At 66.8% G+C, this 18,231-nt stretch carries 20 protein-coding genes; 11 read left to right on the top strand and 9 right to left on the bottom strand.

Annotated features, from left to right (window positions below; genetic code table 11):
* Positions 1–40 precede the first annotated feature (40 nt).
* Positions 41–952 (bottom strand): aminoglycoside phosphotransferase family protein, encoded by a 912-nt coding sequence (locus H074_RS19740; protein ID WP_007031817.1) that lies wholly within the window; start codon positions 950–952, stop codon positions 41–43.
* Between the two features lie 88 nt (positions 953–1,040).
* Between H074_RS19740 and H074_RS19735 the strand changes: the two genes are divergently transcribed.
* Positions 1,041–1,901 (top strand): slipin family protein, encoded by an 861-nt coding sequence (locus tag H074_RS19735; RefSeq protein ID WP_007031816.1) that lies wholly within the window; start codon positions 1,041–1,043, stop codon positions 1,899–1,901.
* A gap of 356 nt (positions 1,902–2,257) precedes the next feature.
* Positions 2,258–3,064, top strand: coding sequence for a hypothetical protein (locus H074_RS19730; RefSeq protein ID WP_007031815.1), 807 nt, complete (start codon positions 2,258–2,260; stop codon positions 3,062–3,064).
* Positions 3,065–3,078: 14 nt separating this feature from the next.
* On the opposite strand, the gene H074_RS19725 is transcribed toward H074_RS19730, so the two are convergent.
* Genes H074_RS19725 through H074_RS41285 form a run of 3 tightly spaced genes read right to left on the bottom strand, consistent with a single transcriptional unit; the run spans position 3,079 to position 4,446 of the window.
* Entirely contained in the window at positions 3,079–3,726 is a 648-nt protein-coding gene (locus tag H074_RS19725) for a DUF4190 domain-containing protein (RefSeq protein WP_039923005.1), read from the bottom strand.
* 50 nt (positions 3,727–3,776) lie between these two features.
* A complete protein-coding gene (locus H074_RS19720) occupies positions 3,777–4,151 on the bottom strand; it encodes a DUF4190 domain-containing protein (RefSeq protein ID WP_007031813.1) in 375 nt (124 codons plus the stop codon).
* Between the two features lie 31 nt (positions 4,152–4,182).
* Positions 4,183–4,446, bottom strand: coding sequence for a DUF4190 domain-containing protein (locus H074_RS41285; protein WP_200865797.1), 264 nt, complete (start codon positions 4,444–4,446; stop codon positions 4,183–4,185).
* 80 nt (positions 4,447–4,526) lie between these two features.
* Between H074_RS41285 and H074_RS19710 the strand changes: the two genes are divergently transcribed.
* The 6 genes from H074_RS19710 (at position 4,527) to H074_RS19685 (ending at position 10,841) form a co-directional block, all read left to right on the top strand.
* Positions 4,527–5,729: an acyl-CoA dehydrogenase family protein gene (locus H074_RS19710; RefSeq protein WP_007031811.1), complete on the top strand. Its 1,203-nt coding sequence runs from the start codon at positions 4,527–4,529 to the stop codon at positions 5,727–5,729.
* Between the two features lie 60 nt (positions 5,730–5,789).
* Entirely contained in the window at positions 5,790–6,305 is a 516-nt protein-coding gene (locus H074_RS19705) for a YflT domain-containing protein (protein WP_007031810.1), read from the top strand.
* A 242-nt stretch (positions 6,306–6,547) separates the two neighbouring features.
* Complete coding sequence (locus tag H074_RS19700; protein ID WP_007031809.1) at positions 6,548–7,870, top strand: ABC transporter substrate-binding protein; 1,323 nt, start codon at positions 6,548–6,550, stop codon at positions 7,868–7,870.
* Positions 7,867–8,817, top strand: coding sequence for a carbohydrate ABC transporter permease (locus H074_RS19695; RefSeq protein ID WP_007031808.1), 951 nt, complete (start codon positions 7,867–7,869; stop codon positions 8,815–8,817). The genes H074_RS19700 and H074_RS19695 overlap by 4 nt, the downstream gene beginning before the upstream one ends.
* Positions 8,817–9,659, top strand: a complete 843-nt coding sequence (locus tag H074_RS19690; RefSeq protein ID WP_007031807.1) for a carbohydrate ABC transporter permease — start codon at positions 8,817–8,819, stop codon at positions 9,657–9,659. The genes H074_RS19695 and H074_RS19690 overlap by 1 nt, the downstream gene beginning before the upstream one ends.
* A 3-nt stretch (positions 9,660–9,662) precedes the next feature.
* Entirely contained in the window at positions 9,663–10,841 is a 1,179-nt protein-coding gene (locus H074_RS19685; protein ID WP_007031806.1) for an ABC transporter ATP-binding protein, read from the top strand.
* A gap of 22 nt (positions 10,842–10,863) precedes the next feature.
* Here H074_RS19685 and H074_RS39365 read toward each other — a convergent pair whose 3' ends face one another.
* Entirely contained in the window at positions 10,864–11,103 is a 240-nt protein-coding gene (locus H074_RS39365; RefSeq protein ID WP_083920456.1) for a PspC domain-containing protein, read from the bottom strand.
* Between the two features lie 160 nt (positions 11,104–11,263).
* On the opposite strand from H074_RS39365, the gene H074_RS19675 reads away from it, so the two are divergent.
* Entirely contained in the window at positions 11,264–12,190 is a 927-nt protein-coding gene (locus tag H074_RS19675; protein WP_039922915.1) for a hypothetical protein, read from the top strand.
* Positions 12,191–12,270: 80 nt separating this feature from the next.
* Here the strand turns inward: H074_RS19675 and H074_RS19670 are convergent, their stop codons facing one another.
* Complete coding sequence (locus H074_RS19670; protein WP_007031803.1) at positions 12,271–12,948, bottom strand: TetR/AcrR family transcriptional regulator; 678 nt, start codon at positions 12,946–12,948, stop codon at positions 12,271–12,273.
* Positions 12,949–13,070: 122 nt separating this feature from the next.
* Here H074_RS19670 and H074_RS19665 point away from each other — a divergent pair, with 122 nt between their 5' ends.
* The gene (locus H074_RS19665) at positions 13,071–14,594 is read left to right on the top strand and encodes an MFS transporter (RefSeq protein WP_007031802.1); all 1,524 of its coding nucleotides are present in this window, start codon (positions 13,071–13,073) and stop codon (positions 14,592–14,594) included.
* Positions 14,595–14,640: 46 nt separating this feature from the next.
* Here the strand turns inward: H074_RS19665 and H074_RS19660 are convergent, their stop codons facing one another.
* From H074_RS19660 to corA, 3 genes are all read right to left on the bottom strand, one after another.
* Positions 14,641–15,477 carry a ParB N-terminal domain-containing protein gene (locus H074_RS19660; RefSeq protein WP_007031801.1) on the bottom strand — a complete coding sequence of 279 codons (837 nt, stop codon included), beginning with the start codon at positions 15,475–15,477 and terminating at the stop codon, positions 14,641–14,643.
* Positions 15,474–16,121, bottom strand: coding sequence for a metallophosphoesterase family protein (locus tag H074_RS19655; RefSeq protein ID WP_007031800.1), 648 nt, complete (start codon positions 16,119–16,121; stop codon positions 15,474–15,476). Before H074_RS19655 ends, H074_RS19660 begins: the two co-directional genes overlap by 4 nt.
* Before the next feature lie 177 nt (positions 16,122–16,298).
* Positions 16,299–17,387 carry a magnesium/cobalt transporter CorA gene (gene corA / locus H074_RS19650; RefSeq protein ID WP_007031799.1) on the bottom strand — a complete coding sequence of 363 codons (1,089 nt, stop codon included), beginning with the start codon at positions 17,385–17,387 and terminating at the stop codon, positions 16,299–16,301.
* Positions 17,388–17,635: 248 nt separating this feature from the next.
* Between corA and H074_RS19645 the strand changes: the two genes are divergently transcribed.
* Positions 17,636–18,214, top strand: a complete 579-nt coding sequence (locus tag H074_RS19645; protein WP_338022513.1) for a MaoC family dehydratase — start codon at positions 17,636–17,638, stop codon at positions 18,212–18,214.
* The last annotated feature ends 17 nt before the right edge of the window (positions 18,215–18,231 follow it).

Raw genomic sequence — 18,231 nt, 5'->3', positions numbered from 1 at the left:
GAAGGTTATCGGCTCCCGGGGCGGGAGACGATTCGTGTGATCACCGCAATGCCCAGGCGGCGATTCCTGGAACGGCGGCGTAGGCCGGGTCTTCGGCGATGGTCTCGGGCGAGGTGCTCTCGGCGAGGTCTTCGTGCAGCCAGGTCCAGTTCTGTACCGCGCGCACCAGCGTCCACGCCCGCGTGCGTTCGGCGTCCACCCCGGCGGCCTTGGTGAACCACGCGATCTTTTCGTCCATTGTGGACTCTTCCGCGCGGTTCCAGAGGATCGAGATCGCGCCGAACTCGAGATCACCCGAAAGCGGCTTCGGGTCGATCACCAGCCACGGTTCGCGTTCCCCGGCGAGGACGTTTTCGAAGTGCAGGTCCTCGTTCACCATCAGCTCACCGGCTTCCGGCCCGAGGTTCACGCAGATTTCCACGGCCGCGTCGATGTACTTGCGGTCGAACGGTTCGCCCAGCTCGCTCCAGGTCTCCGGGAGTTCGGTGACCAGCTCCGCGGCTTCCTCGCGAAGTGACCGCTGCAGCGCTTCGGGCGCGGGGACGGCCAGCCGTCGCGCCAGCGCGCCGACCGTTTCGACCGCTTCTTGGATCGGCTCCGTTTCGAGCGACCGGGTGGCGTCGAGCCGCTCCAGGAGCAGCACGCCGTCCTCGGGCACGTTGTCGTACATCAGGACCGCGCCCTGGCCGGCCCAAGTGGACAGTGCGAGCGGTTCGTCGTCGGACTCCTCGTGCGGCCAGCCGAGCTTGAGGATCGCGGGGGAGCCGTCCGCGCGGCGCACGGGCTGCGCGACACCGACGAAGCCGTGCATGGCCTCGCCGTCGTATTCGAGCTGCCACTTGGCGGTGTACTTCTCGGCGAGGAAGGGGAGGGAATCGAGCCACTCGGCGGCTCCTGGGCCGAGTTCGGCGGCGCGGTCGAGGAACTTGGGCGGGATCTTGAAACCGGTCACGGACCCACCTTGGCAGGCTTGTCCACCGTGTTTCCCTCCTGACCCGCCGGGCGTACCGTGAACAGCGAGAACAACCCCGGGAGCAGCCATGGTGGTGGAGATTCTCAGTGCGGTCGCCGTCGCGGGCGGTGCTTGGCTCGCGGCCAGTCTTCGCGTGGTGAAACAGTACGAACGCGGTCTCGTGTTCCGGTTCGGGCGGGTCCGCCCGGCCATCCGGGAGCCGGGGCTCGCGCTGCTGGTGCCGATCGCGGACAGGCTGCAGAAGGTCAACATGCAGATCGTCACGATGCCGATCCCCGCGCAGGACGGCATCACCCGCGACAACGTCACCGTGCGGGTGGACGCGGTCGTGTACTTCAAGGTGATCGACCCGGTGCTGGCCGCGGTCAACGTGCAGGACTACCGCTCGGCCGTCGGCCAGGTCGCGCAGACCTCGCTGCGGTCCATCATCGGCAAGAGCGACCTGGACGACCTGCTGTCCAACCGCGAACGGCTGAACGAGGGCCTGGAGCTGATGATCGACAGTCCGGCGCTGGACTGGGGGATCCACATCGACCGGGTCGAGATCAAGGACGTCGCGCTGCCGGAATCGATGAAACGCTCGATGTCGCGCCAGGCCGAAGCCGAACGCGAACGGCGGGCGCGGGTCATCTCGGCCGACGGGGAACTGCAGGCGTCGCACAAGCTCTCGCAGGCGGCCGCGACCATGGCCGACACTCCGGCGGCGTTGCAGTTGCGGCTGCTGGAGACCGTCGTGCAGGTCTCGGCGGAGAAGAACTCGACGTTGGTCCTGCCGTTCCCGGTGGAACTGCTGCGCTTCCTCGACGCGAACACCCCGAAGCGGGAGGCGTCGGCTCCGGAGGCTTCAGCTGCTTCGGAGGATTCCGCGGCCAACGGTCAGGTGGCGCCAGCGCCTCGGGAACCGGGAGACGCGGAGCAGCGCCCCTGAGGCATGAAGAAGCCTCAGGCGCTTGCATCAGAGGCGACACTGGGGCGTTCGTCACTGACGGTAGCATCTTCGGGTGCCGTCCGTCGAGACCGAAGAGTCCATGGTCTGGAACCTGCTGTCCGAACCCCGGATGGCTCCTTATCTCGAGGGGGCTTCGGGAGACAAGGTCGCGGCCTTGCGGGCTGTACGAGTGGAGTGCACGAACATCTTCCGCCGCTTTCGAGGTTGTCGGCCATCTCGAGGTGCTCCTTCGTAACGCTCTGGATCGGTGTCTTCGCGAGTACTTCCGCGAGGACCAGTGCGGCATTCCGTGGTTCTTGCCGCCGACTCCCGGAGGGGACCATGTAGCGGAGGCCGTGGCCACCGTGCGGGAGCGGCTGCGCCCCCAGCGGAAGGAAACCCGGCATCAGATCATCGCCGGGTTGAGCTTTGGCTTCTGGTCCGGCTTGCTCGGTCCCAAGTACGAAGAGCTCTGGCGTGACTGCCTTCATCGCGCTTTTCCGAACTCGTCGGGGAAGCGAAAGCAGGTCGCCGTCGCGGTCGAGCGGGTCCGTAAGTTTCGGAACCGGCTCGCGCATCACGACTCGACGGACAATGTCGACATACCCTTCGAGCTTCGCCAGATCTTCGACCTGGCCGCGTACATCGATACGGATGCCGCGCGATGGCTGAAGCGGTGCAGCGGATTGATGACCGTCTACGCGCAGCGACCGGTCACGATCGATGACACCGTCATAGTGGCGGCGAAGCAAGCTTGGCCGCAGTATGAGAGCTGTGCCGCTTACGTGTGCCAATCCGGGCGGGCATTCCGGCCGATCGAGCGTGTGGCGTTCTACGCGGATCGTGAGGTGAAGCTCGACGTTCCAGCTGTGCTTCACCGCCGGGACAATGTCGAATGGTCTTCGGAAGAGGCAGCGCGGCTCGGTGCCTCGGACGATCGGTTCGACCGCAAGATCGCCAAGGTCATCGAAACGTCGGACGCGACCTGGACGGATGGCCGCTATCAGGTCTTCTTGCTGACTGGTCCGGGCCATCCCGACCACCGGCAGTTGCGTGCGACGCTGCCTCATCACGGCACCGGCAGAGGCTCGGCCTTCGTTCAACGGCAGCGGTATGTCTCCCTGCACTCATTGGAGAACGCGGCGACCACGGCCGATCTCTAGCTCCAAGTTGCGCGCTAGTCCAGCTCGCCATTCACACCGAGAATGATCATCGTGCCGCCGAAACCGACGTACAGCGCGATGACGATGTACGCGATGACCACCGCCGCGAGCGCCATGCCGCGTCCGCCCGCCTCGCCGCGGTTCGCTTTCGCCAGCCCGATGTGCCCCAAGATCAGCCCGACGATCACGGTCACGCACGAGCAGATCCCGACGAGCGAGCACACCAGTCCGGCGATCGCCATCCCGTTGTCCTGCGACCGCGGCGCCGCCGAGGCCGCGTACGGGTTGTACGGCTGGCCGTAGGGCTGCGCCGGGTATGCGGCAGGCAGAGGCGCCGGTGTGTACACCGGAGGAACCGAAGCGTCCGGAGTCGCGTAGGAGGGCTCAGGCGGCGGGACGGGCTCGGCGGTCAGCGGGTCGATGGCCTGCGCGAACGGCTCTGCAGGAGGAGCAGGAGGCGCGCCGGGCGAAGGCACCTCGAACGGAGCGGGCGGCTCGAACGGCGGAGGCGGTGTGAAGGGCGCCGGCGGCTGAAACTGCTGGGGTTCCGCCGGGGTCGACACCGTCTCGGACGTCGAGGACGCGGAAGTCGGGTCCGAGAAGGTGTTCGAGTCGGTGTAGGACGACGTCGACGGTGTGTCCTGCGAGTCGGAACTGCTCATCCGGTTGGCCCCCTGGTTCGTGCGGGACACCACCGTATCCTCCGAACGGGTCACGAGACGCCCGCGGCACCGATCGCGAGCACCACGAACACGAACCACAGGATGACCGGGATCAGCCACAGCGCGGTGACGACGTATCCGATGATCATCCCGGCCTGCGCCATGCCCTGGCCGCCCGCTTCGCCGCGCTTGGCCTTCCCGAGCGCGATGTGCCCGAAGATGATCCCCAGGATCGCCGGGAAGCACATGATCAGCCCGATCAGCGAGCACACCAGCGACGCCACGGCCATACCCTGGTCCGGCGGCCGCACATAGGTCTGCTGGACGTAGTACTGCTGCTGCGGCGGCTGGTAAGGCTGGAGACCGTAGGGCTGCTCGAACTGCCCGGACGGCTGCTGCCCGTACGGGTTGTGCGGATTCGTCATTCTGGTCCCCTCGTCGTCCAGGACCGTATCGCTACCGGAAAGCGCCGTGTTTCGCGGTGATGTTCAGCAGGTAGCCAACGGCGAACGCGGCGACGTGGCCCATGACGATCCCCGGGATCACGGATACCAGTCCGATCAGCCCGAAGAGTGAAAAGATCAGGGCGGCCGTCGCCAGGCCGGAGTCCTTGCTCCGCGCCGGAGCCTGGTTCGGAAAGGCGTACTGCTGTCGCGGTGGGAATCCGCCGAAGGACTGCTGGGTCATGGTCACGGATGGCGTACGCGTGACTGCGCTCATAGCGAGGTCCCTCCGCAGACGTCATACTCACCGGTAACCCAGCGCCGGGAGCCCGGTGCGCGCGAATTTAGGGAGCAGAGATGGCTCGCCTCGCCCAGACCGCCGGCTTGACCGACGTGCAGTCCGAAATCCTGGCCACGGTCCGCCAGTTCGTGGACAAGGAGGTCATCCCGCGCGCGCAGGAGCTCGAGCACTCCGACACCTATCCCGCCGACATCGTCGAGGGGATGAAGGAGATGGGCCTGTTCGGGCTCACCATCCCGGAGGAGTACGGCGGCCTCGGCGAATCGCTGCTGACCTACGCGCTCGTGGTCGAGGAGATCGCGCGCGGCTGGATGAGCGTCTCCGGCGTCATCAACACGCACTTCATCGTGGCCCACATGATCTCCCGTCACGGGACGCCCGAGCAGAAGCAGCACTTCCTGCCGCGGATGGCGACCGGTGAGGTCCGCGGCTCGTTCTCGATGTCCGAGCCGGACCTCGGTTCCGACGTCGCCGCGATCAAGACCCGCGCCCGCAAGACCGACGACGGTGCTCACTATGTCATCGACGGTTCGAAGATGTGGCTGACCAACGGCGGCAGCTCCAACCTGATCGCGCTGCTCGTCAAGACCGACGAAGGCGCCGAGAAGGCCCACCAGAACCTCACCACGTTCCTGGTCGAGAAGCCCGAGGGCTTCGGCGAGGTCGCTCCCGGCCTCACCATCCCCGGCAAGATCGACAAGATGGGCTACAAGGGCGTCGACACCACCGAAGCCGTTTTCGACGGCTACAAGATCGGCGCCGACAAGGTCCTTGGCGAAGCGCCGGGCAAGGGCTTCGCGTACATGATGGACGGTGTCGAGGTCGGCCGGGTCAACGTCGCCGCCCGCGCCTGCGGCATCGCGATCCGCGCGTTCGAACTGGCGGTGGAGTACGCCCAGCAGCGCAAGACCTTCGGCAAGGCGATCGCCGAGCACCAGGCGATCGCGTTCAAACTCGCCGAGATGGCCACCAAGGTCGAGGCCGCGCACCTGATGATGGTCAACGCCGCCCGCCTCAAGGACTCCGGCGAGCGCAACGACGTCGAGGCAGGCATGGCGAAGCTGATCGCGAGCGAGTACTGCGCCGAGGTCACCCAGGACTCCTTCCGCATCCACGGCGGCTACGGCTACTCCAAGGAGTACGAGATCGAGCGCCTCATGCGCGAAGCTCCGTTCCTGCTCATCGGCGAGGGCACCAGCGAGATCCAGAAGACCATCATCAGCCGCGGCCTGCTCCGCGAGTACAAGTCCCGCTCCTGAACGTTCGCGCCTTTCGCCCGTCCTTGAGAAGATGGACCTGGACGGGCGAGAGGTGATTTCGTGAGTGCTCCCTTTGGCGGAAGCGACCGGGCCGCGGGTGGGCTGCCCAGGCTGCCGACACCGCCTTCCGGCTGGCCGATCGGTTCCTACGCGACGTACGGCGAAGCCCAGCAAGCAGTCGGCTTCCTCGCGGAGAAGGAGTTCGGGGTCAGCGACGTGACCATCGTCGGCGTCGACCTCATGCTCGTCGAGCGCGTCGTCGGCAGGTTGAGCTGGGGCCGTGTGCTGGGCACCGGTGCGGTGTCGGGCGCGTGGTTCGGCCTGATCATCGGGCTGCTGCTGGGCATGTTCAACAACCAGGGTTTCGCGTGGCAGCCCATGATCGGCGGGCTCGTGCTCGGCATCCTGGCGTGGACGGTCTTCGCGGCGATCAGCTACGGCATGTCCCGCCGCGACTTCTCCTCCGCGAGCCAGCTGGTCGCCGGCCGCTACGACGTGCTGTGCCAGCCGCGTTCGGCCGAACAGGGCCGCGAGCTCCTCGCCCAGCTCGCGTTGGGTGGTCGTCCCACCGGATGACCCGGGCCGGACCACTGACGTTCGGCGGTACTGGTTCACCTGTTCGTCGTGCGGTCCGCTGAATCGTTACCGATACTGCTTGCGGGCGGTGATCGCCCGGAATAGGTTGCACAACACCAGTCGGGCGGTCATGTACTCCAGCGTGTCCGCCCGAGCACTAGCACGTCGGGGTGCTGGCGCGCGGGCTTCTTCAACGCGTCTCATGCCGCCGCTCCCCGGGCGTGCGCGGGTGAGGAGGCCTCATGGGGAAGAGGATGAGCGCGAGCCGGAGGGGCCGCTCACCAGGCCGCACCGGCTCGCTACTCGGCGCGACAGCGCTGACGGTCGGCCTGCTGGCGGGCTGCGGTTCGGATGCCGGACTGAAGATCAACGTCTATTACGCGCCCGAAGACAACTTCCAGTCCGTTGTGGACGATTGCACCAAGGCTTCGGGCGGGCGGTACGAGGTCGTCTACAACAAACTTCCGCGACCGGCCGACGGCCAGCGGGAACAGATGGTGCGCCGCCTGGCCGCCGGGGACGATTCGCTCGACGTACTGGGGCTGGACGTCACCTGGGTCTCGGAGTTCGCCGAGGCGGGCTGGGTCGACGAATGGACGGGTGAAGCCAAGGCCGAGGCGACCGCGGGTGTCCTGCCGGGACCGCTCGAAACCGCCACGTGGAACGGAAAGCTCTACGCGGCGACCAAGAACACCAACGTCCAGTTGCTCTGGTACGACGACAGGCTGACCCCGACGCCGCCGAAGACCTGGGACGAGATGATCGACCAGGCCAAGGCGCTCAAGGCACAGGGCAAACCGGCGAACGTCGTGTTCACCGGCGCGCAGTACGAGGGCCTCGTCGTCATCTACAACACGCTCGTCGAGTCGGCGGGCGGAAAGATCCTTTCCGACGACGGCAAGTCGGTCGTGATGGACGCCGGTGCGATCAAGGCACTGGAGATGCTCAAGAAAGTCACCACGGCCGGGATCACCGACCCGTCGCTGACCAACTCCAAGGAGGACGAGGTCCGCCAGGCCTTCCAGCGCGGCAACGCGGCCTTCGAATTGAACTGGCCGTTCGTCTACGCCTCCTACGCCAAGGAGAAGAAAGACGAGCTGAAGCACTTCAAGTGGACCACCTATCCGGAGTTCGAAGCGGGCAAGCCCGCCAAGACCACGATCGGTGGCTACAACCTGGCGGTCAGCTCGACTTCGAAGCACAAGGCCGAGGCCTACGAGGTCGCCCTGTGCCTGCGCAACGAGAAGAACCAGAAGTTCTCCGCGCTCAAGGACGGCGTCCCGCCGACGATCGAATCGCTCTACACCGACACGGTCCCGCTCGACGCGACAGCGGGTGTGAGCGACGACAACCCGAGCATGGACACGAAGTACCCGATGCGGGAAACGATCCTGGAGGCGCTCAAGGACGCCGCGGTGCGTCCGCTGACACCGGCCTACCAGAACGCCTCGACTGTGTTGTCGAAGGTGCTTTCCCCGCCTTCTGAAATCGACCCGCAGAAGACGGCGGAGAAGCTGAAGGAACAGCTCGCCGACGCGCTCCAGTCGAAGGGAGTGATCCCGTGACCGTGCAGGAAGTCGCCGGTTCGGCGACCGCGAGCGAACCCGGCAAGAAGGCCAAACCCGTTCTCAGTGAAGGAAAGAAGGCCGAGCGCAGGCTCGGCCTGTGGTTGTGCGCCCCGGCGGCGCTCGTGATGATCGCGGTCACCGGGTACCCGATCATCTATTCGATCTGGCTCTCGCTGCAGCGCTACGACCTCAGGTTCCCGGCGCAGCAGGAGTTCGTCGGTCTCGACAACTACATCGCGGTGCTGTCCAACGGTTATTGGTGGACGGCGTTCGGGACGACGATGGGCTTGACCATCGTTTCGGTGGTGATCGAGTTCGTCCTCGGCATGGGCCTGGCGCTGATCATGCACCGGACGCTCGTCGGACGGGGTCTCGTGCGGACGGTCGCCCTGATCCCGTACGGCATCGTGACGGTGGTCGCGGCGTTCTCCTGGTACTACGCCTGGACGCCGGACACGGGCTACCTGGCCAACCTGTTCTTCCCGGACAGCGCGCCGCTGACCGAGTACTGGCCCTCGCTGGCGATCATCGTGCTGGCCGAGGTGTGGAAGACGACGCCGTTCATGGCGCTGCTGCTGATGGCGGGGCTGGCGCTGGTGCCGGACGACCTGCTGAAGGCCGCGGCGATGGACGGCGCGACGGCGTGGCAGCGGTTCACGAAGGTGATGCTGCCGGTGATGAAGCCGGCGATCCTGGTGGCGCTGCTGTTCCGCACCCTGGACGCGTTCCGCATCTTCGACAACATCTTCGTGCTCACCAACGGAGCGCAGGACACGTCTTCGGTGTCGATGCAGACCTACAACAACCTGGTCAAGGGGTTGAACCTCGGGATCGGGTCGACGATGGCGGTGCTGATCTTCATCACGGTGGCGATCATCGCGTTCATCTTCATCAAGGTGTTCGGCACGGCCGCACCCGGCAGTGACAATGGGGGTAAGCGCTGATGGCCATCGGTGGAGCGGTCACTCCCGGCCGCAAACTCAAATGGGGCCTCGTCGACATCCTGGTCCTGGTGTTCGCGCTGTTCCCGGTGCTCTGGGTGGTCTCGCTTTCGTTCAAGACCAAGGAGACCTTGAGCGACGGGAACTTCATCCCGTCGGAATGGACGTGGCAGAACTACGCGGACATCTTCGAGACCACGGAGTTCATCAGGGCGCTGGTGAACTCGATCGGGATCGCGATCATCGCGACGGTGATCGCGGTCGTCCTCGGCACGATGGCGGCGTACGCGATCGCGCGGCTGGACTTCCCCGGCAAGCAGGTGCTGGTCGGGATGTCGCTGCTGATCGCGATGTTCCCGCAGGTCTCGCTGGTGACGCCGCTGTTCAACATCGAACGTGAGCTGGGCCTGTTCGACACCTGGCCAGGGCTGATCCTGCCCTACATCACGTTCGCGCTGCCGTTGTCGATCTACACGCTGTCCGCGTTCTTCCGGGAAATCCCGTGGGAGCTGGAAAAGGCGGCGAAGATGGACGGCGCGACCCCGGCGCAGGCGTTCCGGAAGGTGATCGCGCCCCTGGCGGCACCGGGGGTGTTCACCACCGCGATCCTGGTGTTCATCTTCTGCTGGAACGACTTCCTGTTCGCGATCTCGCTGACCTCGACCGAGGCCTCGCGCACGGTGCCGGCGGCGTTGTCGTTCTTCACCGGGTCCTCGCAGTTCGAAGACCCCACCGGGACGATCTCCGCGGCCGCCGTGGTGATCACCGTCCCGATCATCCTGTTCGTGTTGTTCTTCCAGCGTCGCATCGTGGCGGGGCTGACGTCCGGTGCGGTGAAGGGCTGACCCATGGCTGAAATCGTTCTCGAAAAAGTGTCCAAGTCCTACCCCGACGGCGCCCTCGCGGTGTCCGAAGTGGACATCACGATCGCCGACGGTGAGTTCATCATCCTGGTCGGCCCGTCCGGCTGCGGCAAATCCACGACCCTGAACATGGTCGCGGGCCTGGAGGACATCTCCTCCGGTGAACTGCGCATCGACGGTCAGCGCGTCAACGAGAAGGCGCCCAAGGACCGTGACATCGCGATGGTGTTCCAGTCCTACGCGCTGTACCCGCACATGAGCGTGCGGGAGAACATGGCGTTCCCGTTGCGGCTGGCCAAGGTCGACGACCGGACCGTGCGGGCCAAGGTCGAGGAGGCGGCGCAGATCCTCGATCTGACCGGGCATCTGGACCGGAAGCCGGCGAACCTCTCCGGCGGGCAGCGGCAGCGCGTCGCGATGGGCCGGGCGATCGTCCGCAACCCCAAGGCGTTCCTGATGGACGAGCCACTGTCCAACTTGGACGCGAAACTCCGCGGCCAGATGCGGACCTCGGTGTCGAAGATCCAGAAACAGCTGGGCACGACGACGCTCTACGTCACCCACGATCAGACCGAGGCCATGACCCTCGGCGACCGGGTCGTCGTGCTCCGGGCGGGCCACGTGCAGCAGATCGGGTCGCCACAGTTCCTGTACGACAACCCGGCGAACCTGTTCGTGGCCGGGTTCATCGGCAGCCCGTCGATGAACTTCGTGCCCGCGACGCTGGAGAACGGGACCGCCCGCAGCGCGCTGGGTGACATCCCGCTCACCGACCGGGTACGGCAGCTGGCCGAAGCCGCCGACGCGCCGCGTGAGGTCATCGTCGGCATCCGGCCGGAGCACTTCGAGGACGCCGCGCTGGTGGACGCCGCCGCCCGCCAAGGGGCGACGTTCACCGCCCACGTCGACGTCCTCGAGTCGATGGGTTCGGAGAAGTTCGCGCACTTCTCGGTCGAAGGTGAGGCCGCGTCGTCGTCCGACCTCGCGGATCTCGCCGCCGACAGCGGATCCGCGGACGTCCCGGGCTCCGAGTCACAAATCGTGGCCCGGCTCTCCGCGGCCTCTTCGGCGGCGGAGAACAGAGGCGTGGAACTGTGGTTCGACGCGGACAAGATCAAGCTCTTCGACGGGGCCAGCGGCAAGAACCTGACCTACACGGAGTGACCCCGGCTCGTCCTGCCCGGGATCAGTACTCGCTCTCGGGCAGGGCGAGCCACAGCACGAGATAGACGATGAACTGCGGGCCGGGCAGCAGGCAGGACAGCACGGCGAGCAGGCGGACCTTGCCCGGCGTGGTGCCGAAACGTTTGGCGATGCCGGCGCAGACGCCACCGATCATGCGGCCATGGCGCGGTCGGGTCAGCCGGGCGGCTACGGGGTTCGTCACGGGTCTTCCCTCTCTGTCATCACTGTGTGTGAAACCCATTTTCGTCCCGCGGCGGCCCGGCCGCATCCCGCCGCGGGACGAAACGCACCCCTAAGGGCGTGAAATCGCGGTAAAGCGTCCACCTGGGAAAACGTGGCGGACCCTGTGTTCTTCGCCCGTAGGGGGTGGTGTTCCGGGATCTTTTGACGATACTGCTCCGGTGCCCCCGAAGAGACTGAGCGCGGTGCTCTGCGGCCTGTTCCTCACCGCGGCCTGTGCCACGCCGGAACCGGCGGTGACGCCGTCGCCGACCACGGCGGGCGACGAGGCCCTGACCGCTTCGGAAGCGCTCGGGGAATACTCGTCGCTCGATTACTGCAGCCTTGTCGACCAGCGAAAAGTGATCGGCGGCGGAAACGCGGTCAAACCGCCGTTGACCTCTTTCGAGTTCTGCCGCCTCGAATTCGTCGAGGGCGCCAATCGCTACACCGTGACCACCGGCCCGATCACCTCCGGGCAGGATCCGAACAATCAGCCGTACGAATACGCCGGGCCGTTGCCGGAAGGCGTCAGCGTCCAGCGGTCGACGTTCCACGAGGACACCGTCTGCACCCGGCTGCTGACCTTCGCCGACGGGATCAGGCTGTCCATCGCCGTCACCTCCGACGACACGGCCCCGGCCGATCAGGCCGACCGCTGCCGGATCGCCGACGCGACGGTCGACGGCGCGGCGGGGGTGATCTCCGCGCGCAAGGTCGGGCGGCTGAACCTCGACCAGCGCTCGTGGGGCCGCGTCGCCCCGTGCGCGGCACTCGACCAGCACGAACTCGACGCCGCGGCGGGGCCGGAGACCAAGCCGGCCCCGGCGCTGTCCGGGCACAGCTGCATCCGCGGCAAGGTCAGCTTCTCGTTGTCGGTGGGCGCGGACACCACGCCGGGCGCGACGGAGGCGCTGGGCGGACGGCAGGTCCAGGTCGCCACGTCCGGCGCGTTCTGCCAGGTGACCACGCACCGGCCGATCCCGGGCGCCCCGGACCGGGTCGAGCAGGCGATGCTCTCGGTGGTCGGCGTCGACGGGGCGCCGGAGGAAGCCACCTGCGCGGCGGCGCGAGAGGTCGCCGTCGCGGTGTTCCCGAAGCTCCCCTGACGCAATTAGTCACCTACTTGCGGCGCCTGCGAACGTCACGCGACGCTCACTGGCCGCAAGTAGGTGACTAATTGCGTGAGTTAGCGGAGTTTGGGCAGCCGGAAGGAGCACATGACTTCCTCCAGTGCCTCGACGTCGAGCGGCGGATGCGGCAACGGGGTGGCGCGGCCGGGTTCGGCGCGCAGGCCGTCCAGGAGCATCGCGAGGCAGCGGCGCCACAGGTCCGGCTGGATACCGTGCGTGAACTCGATGACGGAGCCGATCATCTGGTGCAGGAGCGGCATGTCCGTCGGCACGATGTCGGCACGGAGGGCGCCGGCCGCCTGAGCCCGTTCGACGAGCTGTGTGATCAACGGCACCATGCGGGATTTCGCCTCGGCGACACGCTCCTGGCCGAAGACGTTCGACAGCATGACTTCGCGTAACCCGCGGTCGCCGGCGTGCAGTTCGGCCGCGCGCCAGGTGAAGCTCGCGAAGCCCTCCCAAGGATCTTCGGCGCGAAGCGCTTCCTCGGCGAACTCGCGGATCGTCTCGAACTGGTCGACGAACATGGCCTCGACCAGGTGTTCCTTGCTCGGGAAGCGGCGATAGACGGTGCCGACGCCGACGCCGGCGTGATGTGCGACGTCGTCGAGAGTCGCTTCGAGTCCGCGCTCGCCGAAGACATCGCGTGCCGCCGCGATGATGCGCTGCCGATTGAGTTCAGCGTCGCGCCGCAGCGGCCGCGCCGGTGCGGCGGGAGCGAGGTCCCGAGCCATTCATCCAGCTTAACAAATGAAGTAGAGGACAGTTCTCCACTTCTTGTGTACCTTGAGCGGCGAAAGGGGAGATACCTACTCCACATAGCTTCTTCGTCACTATCGGTGAGGAAACCGCCCGTATGTCTGACTCATCCACCGCTGTCGCCACGCCGCCGGGGGACGCGGCCGCGCAGCACGCCAACCCGCACCACGCCAGGAGATGGCTGATCCTGGTGATGATCGGTCTCGCCCAGCTGATGGTCGTACTCGACGCCACCGTCGTGAACATCGCGCTCCCGTCGGCGCAGCGGGACCTCGAGTTCTCGAACGACGCCCGCCAGTGGGTCGTCACCGCCTACGCGCTCGCGTTCGGCAGCTTGCTCCTGCTGGGCGGGCGGCTCGCGGACCTCTTCGGCCGCAAACGCGCGTTCCTCGTCGGGCTCGCCGGCTTCGCCATCGTGTCCGCGATCGGTGGGGCGGCCAGCAGCATCGAGATGCTGCTCGTCGCCCGTGCCGCACAGGGTGTCTTCGGTGCTCTTCTCGCACCGGCGGCACTTTCGCTGCTGACCACGACCTTCACCGACCCGAAGGAGCGCGGCAAGGCCTTCGGCGTCTTCGGCGCGATCGGTGGTGGCGGCGCGGCGATCGGCCTGCTGCTCGGCGGCGTGCTGACCGAGTACCTCGACTGGCGCTGGTCGATGTACGTCAACATCATCTTCGCGGTGATCGCGTTCGCCGGTTCGGCCGTGCTGCTGAAGAACTCCGAGACCGAAGGCCCGCGCCCGAAGCTCGACATCCCGGGCACGATCACCGCGTCGGCCGGACTCTTCGCGTTGGTTTACGGCTTCGCGAACGCCGAGCGTGACTCGTGGTCCTCGATCTCGGTGTGGGGCTTCCTCGCCGCCGGTGTCGTGCTGCTCGCCGCGTTCGTGGTGATCCAGCAGCGGGTCTCACATCCGCTTCTGCCGCTGCGGGTGCTGCTGGACCGCGACCGCGGTGGCTCGTACCTGGCGATGTTCCTGCTCGCCATCGGGATGTTCTCGATCTTCCTGTTCCTCACCTTCTACATCCAGCTGAACCTCGGGTTCACGCCGGTGCAGAGCGGGGTCGCGTTCCTGCCGATGGTGGCCACCCTGATGGCGAGCGCGACCTCGGCGACGGCCGTGCTCCTGCCGAAGTTCGGCGCGAAACCTTTGGTGTCATTGGGAATGCTGATCGCGGGCGCGGGTCTGTTCTGGCTCTCGGCCATCGACACCACCAGCACCTACGCCGGCGGGGTGCTGTTCCCGCTGATGGTCATGGGCGTCGGAATCGGTCTCGCCATGGCGCCCGCGATGAGCGTCGCGACCTTCGGCGTCGACACGCACGACGCCGGTGTCGCGTCGGCGGCGGTCAACACCGCGCAGCAGGTCGGCGGCTCGATCGGGACCGCACTGCTGAGCACGCTGGCGGGTAACGCGGCGACGTCGTTCCTGGCCGGGAAGGTGCCTTCGCCGCAGCTCGCGGCCGAAGCGGCCGTGCACAGTTACACGACCGCCTTCGTGTGGGGCGGGTGGATCTTCGTCATCGGCGCGGTGATCTGCGGGCTGCTGCTGCGGTCCGGTGCCCCGGCGAAGGCGCCGGAAGGCGCCGCGGAGGGTGCTCCGGTCGCGGTGCACATGTAGCTCGCGTGTCGTGAGTGTTCCGGGGCGATTCGACGAACCGGAACACTCACGACTGCCGCCGCACCGCCTCGAAGACCTCGTCGTCCCACCGGTGCGTCCGGATCAGCCGGTACCGTTCGCACGCCACCCACAGGTACGCCTCGGCGTCGGTGCGGTCGCCGATCAGGTCCGCCTGCCGCAGCATCGCCACCACCGGCACGAACTCCTCGTCGAACCATCGCTGCGCCAGTGTCGCTCGGTCCGAGTAGGCCCCTTCGTCCTGCATCAGCCGGAAACCCCACGCCTCGACGTGCTCACCGAGCCGCGCGTAGTCCCACGGATCCGTGAACACCACCGAAGCCCGCGCGTGCCCCGAAAGCGGGACGCGTTCCAGGAACAGCCGCCGGTAGTCCTTCACGATCAGGTCGCCGCGGTACCGGATCCCGCTCGGGTCCAGTTTGGTCCGCACCTCGGTGACCATCGCCTCTATTGTGGACAGTCGCATCGCGTGGGCCACCGAAACGCGGTGGTGTCCGTCGATGATGAAGTGCAGTTCGCCGACGCGGTACACCTCGATCGGCGGGATGGACTCGCCACGTCTGGTCGCGAGCGCCAGCCGTTCCCAGCGTTCGCGGACGCGGCCGGACGTCGGGCGGAACCGGCGGTCGAAGTCGCGGCCGCGGTCCACACTGCCGACGATCGAATCGAGCCGGATCACCCGTGCCCCGATCTTCCGCTCGCCGAGATAGCCGAGCGCGTCGACCACCTCGTGGAACGGCAGCATGATGTTGACGTCGTCGGGCTCGCGGCGAAGCCAGTTCGCCAGCCTCGACAACACCTGACGCCGTCGCGCGCGGAGGAAGTCGTGTTCCGCGTCCGCGCGGGGAAAACCGGTGTCCTTCACAGTAGCTCCATGATCCGGTGCCCGACCACGTTGCGTACCGTGGTCCCGCCGAGCACCCGGTCCGGCACGGGTTCACCGTGCGGGTGGATGTGCCCGTGCAGCAACCATTTCGGCCGCAGCAACTCGATCGTGCGATGGAGACAGTCGAACCCGCGGTGCGGCGGATCCTCGCGGTCGCCGCAGTGCCGCGGCGGTGCGTGGGTGAGCAGGACGTCGACGTCCCGTCCGTCCCGCCAGCGGCGGAACCGGGCCCGGCGCACCAGCCGCCGGGCCCGCCGCGCCTGCTGGCGTTGTGTCCACTGGTTCGGGCCGTCGTTGTACCGGACCGAGCCGCCGAGCCCGGCGAAGCGGAGCCCGCCGACGTCGACGACCCGGCCGTCCGCGTTCACCCCGCCCGCCGGCCCGGGCCACACGGCGGGGAAACCGTCCTTCATGGACAGTCCGCCGTAGCGCGTGTAGCCGGACAGGTCGGGGTCGTGGTTGCCGGGGACGAACACGCACGGCACGTCGAGCGCGCCCGCCAGGAACTCGAGGTAGTCGTAGGGCAGGTCGCCGGCGCCGATGACGAGGTCGGCCGGGTGGTTGCGGACGGCGGACGTCCACAGCCGCTCCTCGACCTCGTCCGCGACGACCAGCGCTTTCATGCGCTCCAGGGTAATCCCGGAGGCGCTACTTGGTGCCGTGCGCGAAAGCGGGGTCCTTGGCGATGATCGCGATGACGACGCCGAGCCAGACGACGCAGAACGCCAGCGCCCAGAATTTGAGGTTGGTCAGGATCCTTGGCATGGGGAACTCCAGGTACTACCGGAAGCGGGAAGAGGTCAGAGCCAGCGGTTCTTCCTGAATATTCGGTAGAGCAGGATGCAGACGCCGAAGATGATCGTCATCGCCACCGGGTAGCCGAAGCGCCAATGCAGTTCCGGCATGTAGTCGAAGTTCATCCCGTAGATGCCGGCGAGCGCCGTCGGGACCGCGATGATCGCCGCCCACGCGGTGATCTTGCGCATGTCGGTGTTCTGCTGAAGCGTGATCTTCGCCAGTGTCGCGTCGACCAGGGTGGTCAGCAGTTCGTCGAAGTTCGCGACCCGCTCCGCGACGGTCGTCAAGTGGTCGGAGACGTCGCGGAAGTAGGACCGGACCTCGTCCGGGATGAGCCGCGTGTAGCCCTCGGCCAGTCGCTGCAGCGGTGTCCCCAGCGGCATCACCGAACGCCGCAGTTCCAGCACCTCGCGCTTCATGAAGTAGATCTGCTCGGCGCTGACCTTGGAGCGCGGCGCGAAGACCTGCGTCTCCATCTCGTCGATGTCCGACTCGATCCGCGTGGTCACGTCCAGGTAGTGGTCGACGACATGGTCCGCGATCGCGTGCAGCACCGCGGACGGCCCGAGGTCGAGCCGCTCCGGGTCCTGGTCGAGTTCGCGGCGCAGCCTGGCGAGCCCCGAGTGGTTCCCGTGCCGCACGGTGATCACGAAGTCGCGGCCGAGGAACGCCATCAGCTCACCGGTCTCGACGATCTCGTTCGCCGTGGTCGGCGACTCGTGCTCGACGTACCGGACCGTCTTCAGCACCATGAACAGCGTGTCGTCGTAGCGCTCCAGCTTGGGCCGCTGGTGTGCTTCGAGCGCGTCTTCGACGGCCAGTTCGTGCAGGCCGAAGGTGTCCGCGATGCCCTGGATCTGGACCGCGTCGGGCTCGTGCAGGCCGATCCAGACGAACCCGGCGTGCCGCTTGCGCACCTCTTTGATCGCCTCGGCGTGCGTCCAGCGGCCGGGCAGGCGCTTGCCCTCCACGTACACCGCGCAGTCGACGACGTACGCCGAAAGAGGGACGGGCAACGGGCGTTCAGGGACGCTCTTGGCACGACCGTTGTTCCGGCCGCGAAGGCCACCGAGCGAGGGAATGGCAGGCATGGGATCTCCTGGGCAGACGTCGTGCGTTGTGCGCGAAGACGACGGGCCAAGCGGTCGGGGGGCCGCTCGGCTAGGCCAGCGTTCCCGGTTTCGTCAGCCCTGCCAGGTGGGGATCCGGCGAGGTGTGAAGGCGGAAACGCTGCGACTACTAGGAAGCGGACTATCGCCACTGGACATCGGGTTCCTCACCTCCTCGGCTCGGCGGACGGTTACGCAGTGGTGTGGGTCGCGTTGACGAGCCGACACCAATGATCGAGGGTACTCCTCAACACGAAGGCCTGTCGTTCCAGGCTCACGCCGCGTTACTCGTTCAGGAGGAATGGGTGCAGTTCGGTCGCTATTACGAAGAGTTCGAGGTCGGTGCGGTCTACAAGCACTGGCCGGGCAAAACGGTCACCGAGTACGACGACCACCTGTTCTGCCTCATCACCATGAACCACCATCCGCTGCACCTCGACGCGCACTACGCCGAGGAGACCACCGACTTCGGCAAGAACGTCGTGGTCGGCAACTACATCTACTCGCTGCTGCTGGGGATGTCGGTGCCGGACGTGTCCGGCAAGGCGATCGCGAACCTCGAGGTCGAATCGCTGAAACACGTGAAGCCGACCTTCCACGGTGACACCATCTACGGCGAGACCGAAGTGCTGGACAAGACGCCGTCGAAGTCGAAGGACGACCGTGGCGTCGTCTACGTCGAGACCCGCGGCTACAAGCAGGACGGCACGATCGTCTGTGTGTTCCGTCGCAAGGTGATGGTGCCGAAACGGTCTTACGGTGACACCAGGGGCGGCGAACAGCCAGGTCGCCCTGTCCCGCATGAATGACGGGTGTCACGAACGGA

This window comes from Amycolatopsis decaplanina DSM 44594, assembly GCF_000342005.1.
Classification (GTDB): domain Bacteria; phylum Actinomycetota; class Actinomycetes; order Mycobacteriales; family Pseudonocardiaceae; genus Amycolatopsis; species Amycolatopsis decaplanina.
The sequence above is the reverse complement of the archived record's forward strand: the minus strand, read 5'-3'. Positions and strand labels throughout refer to the sequence as shown.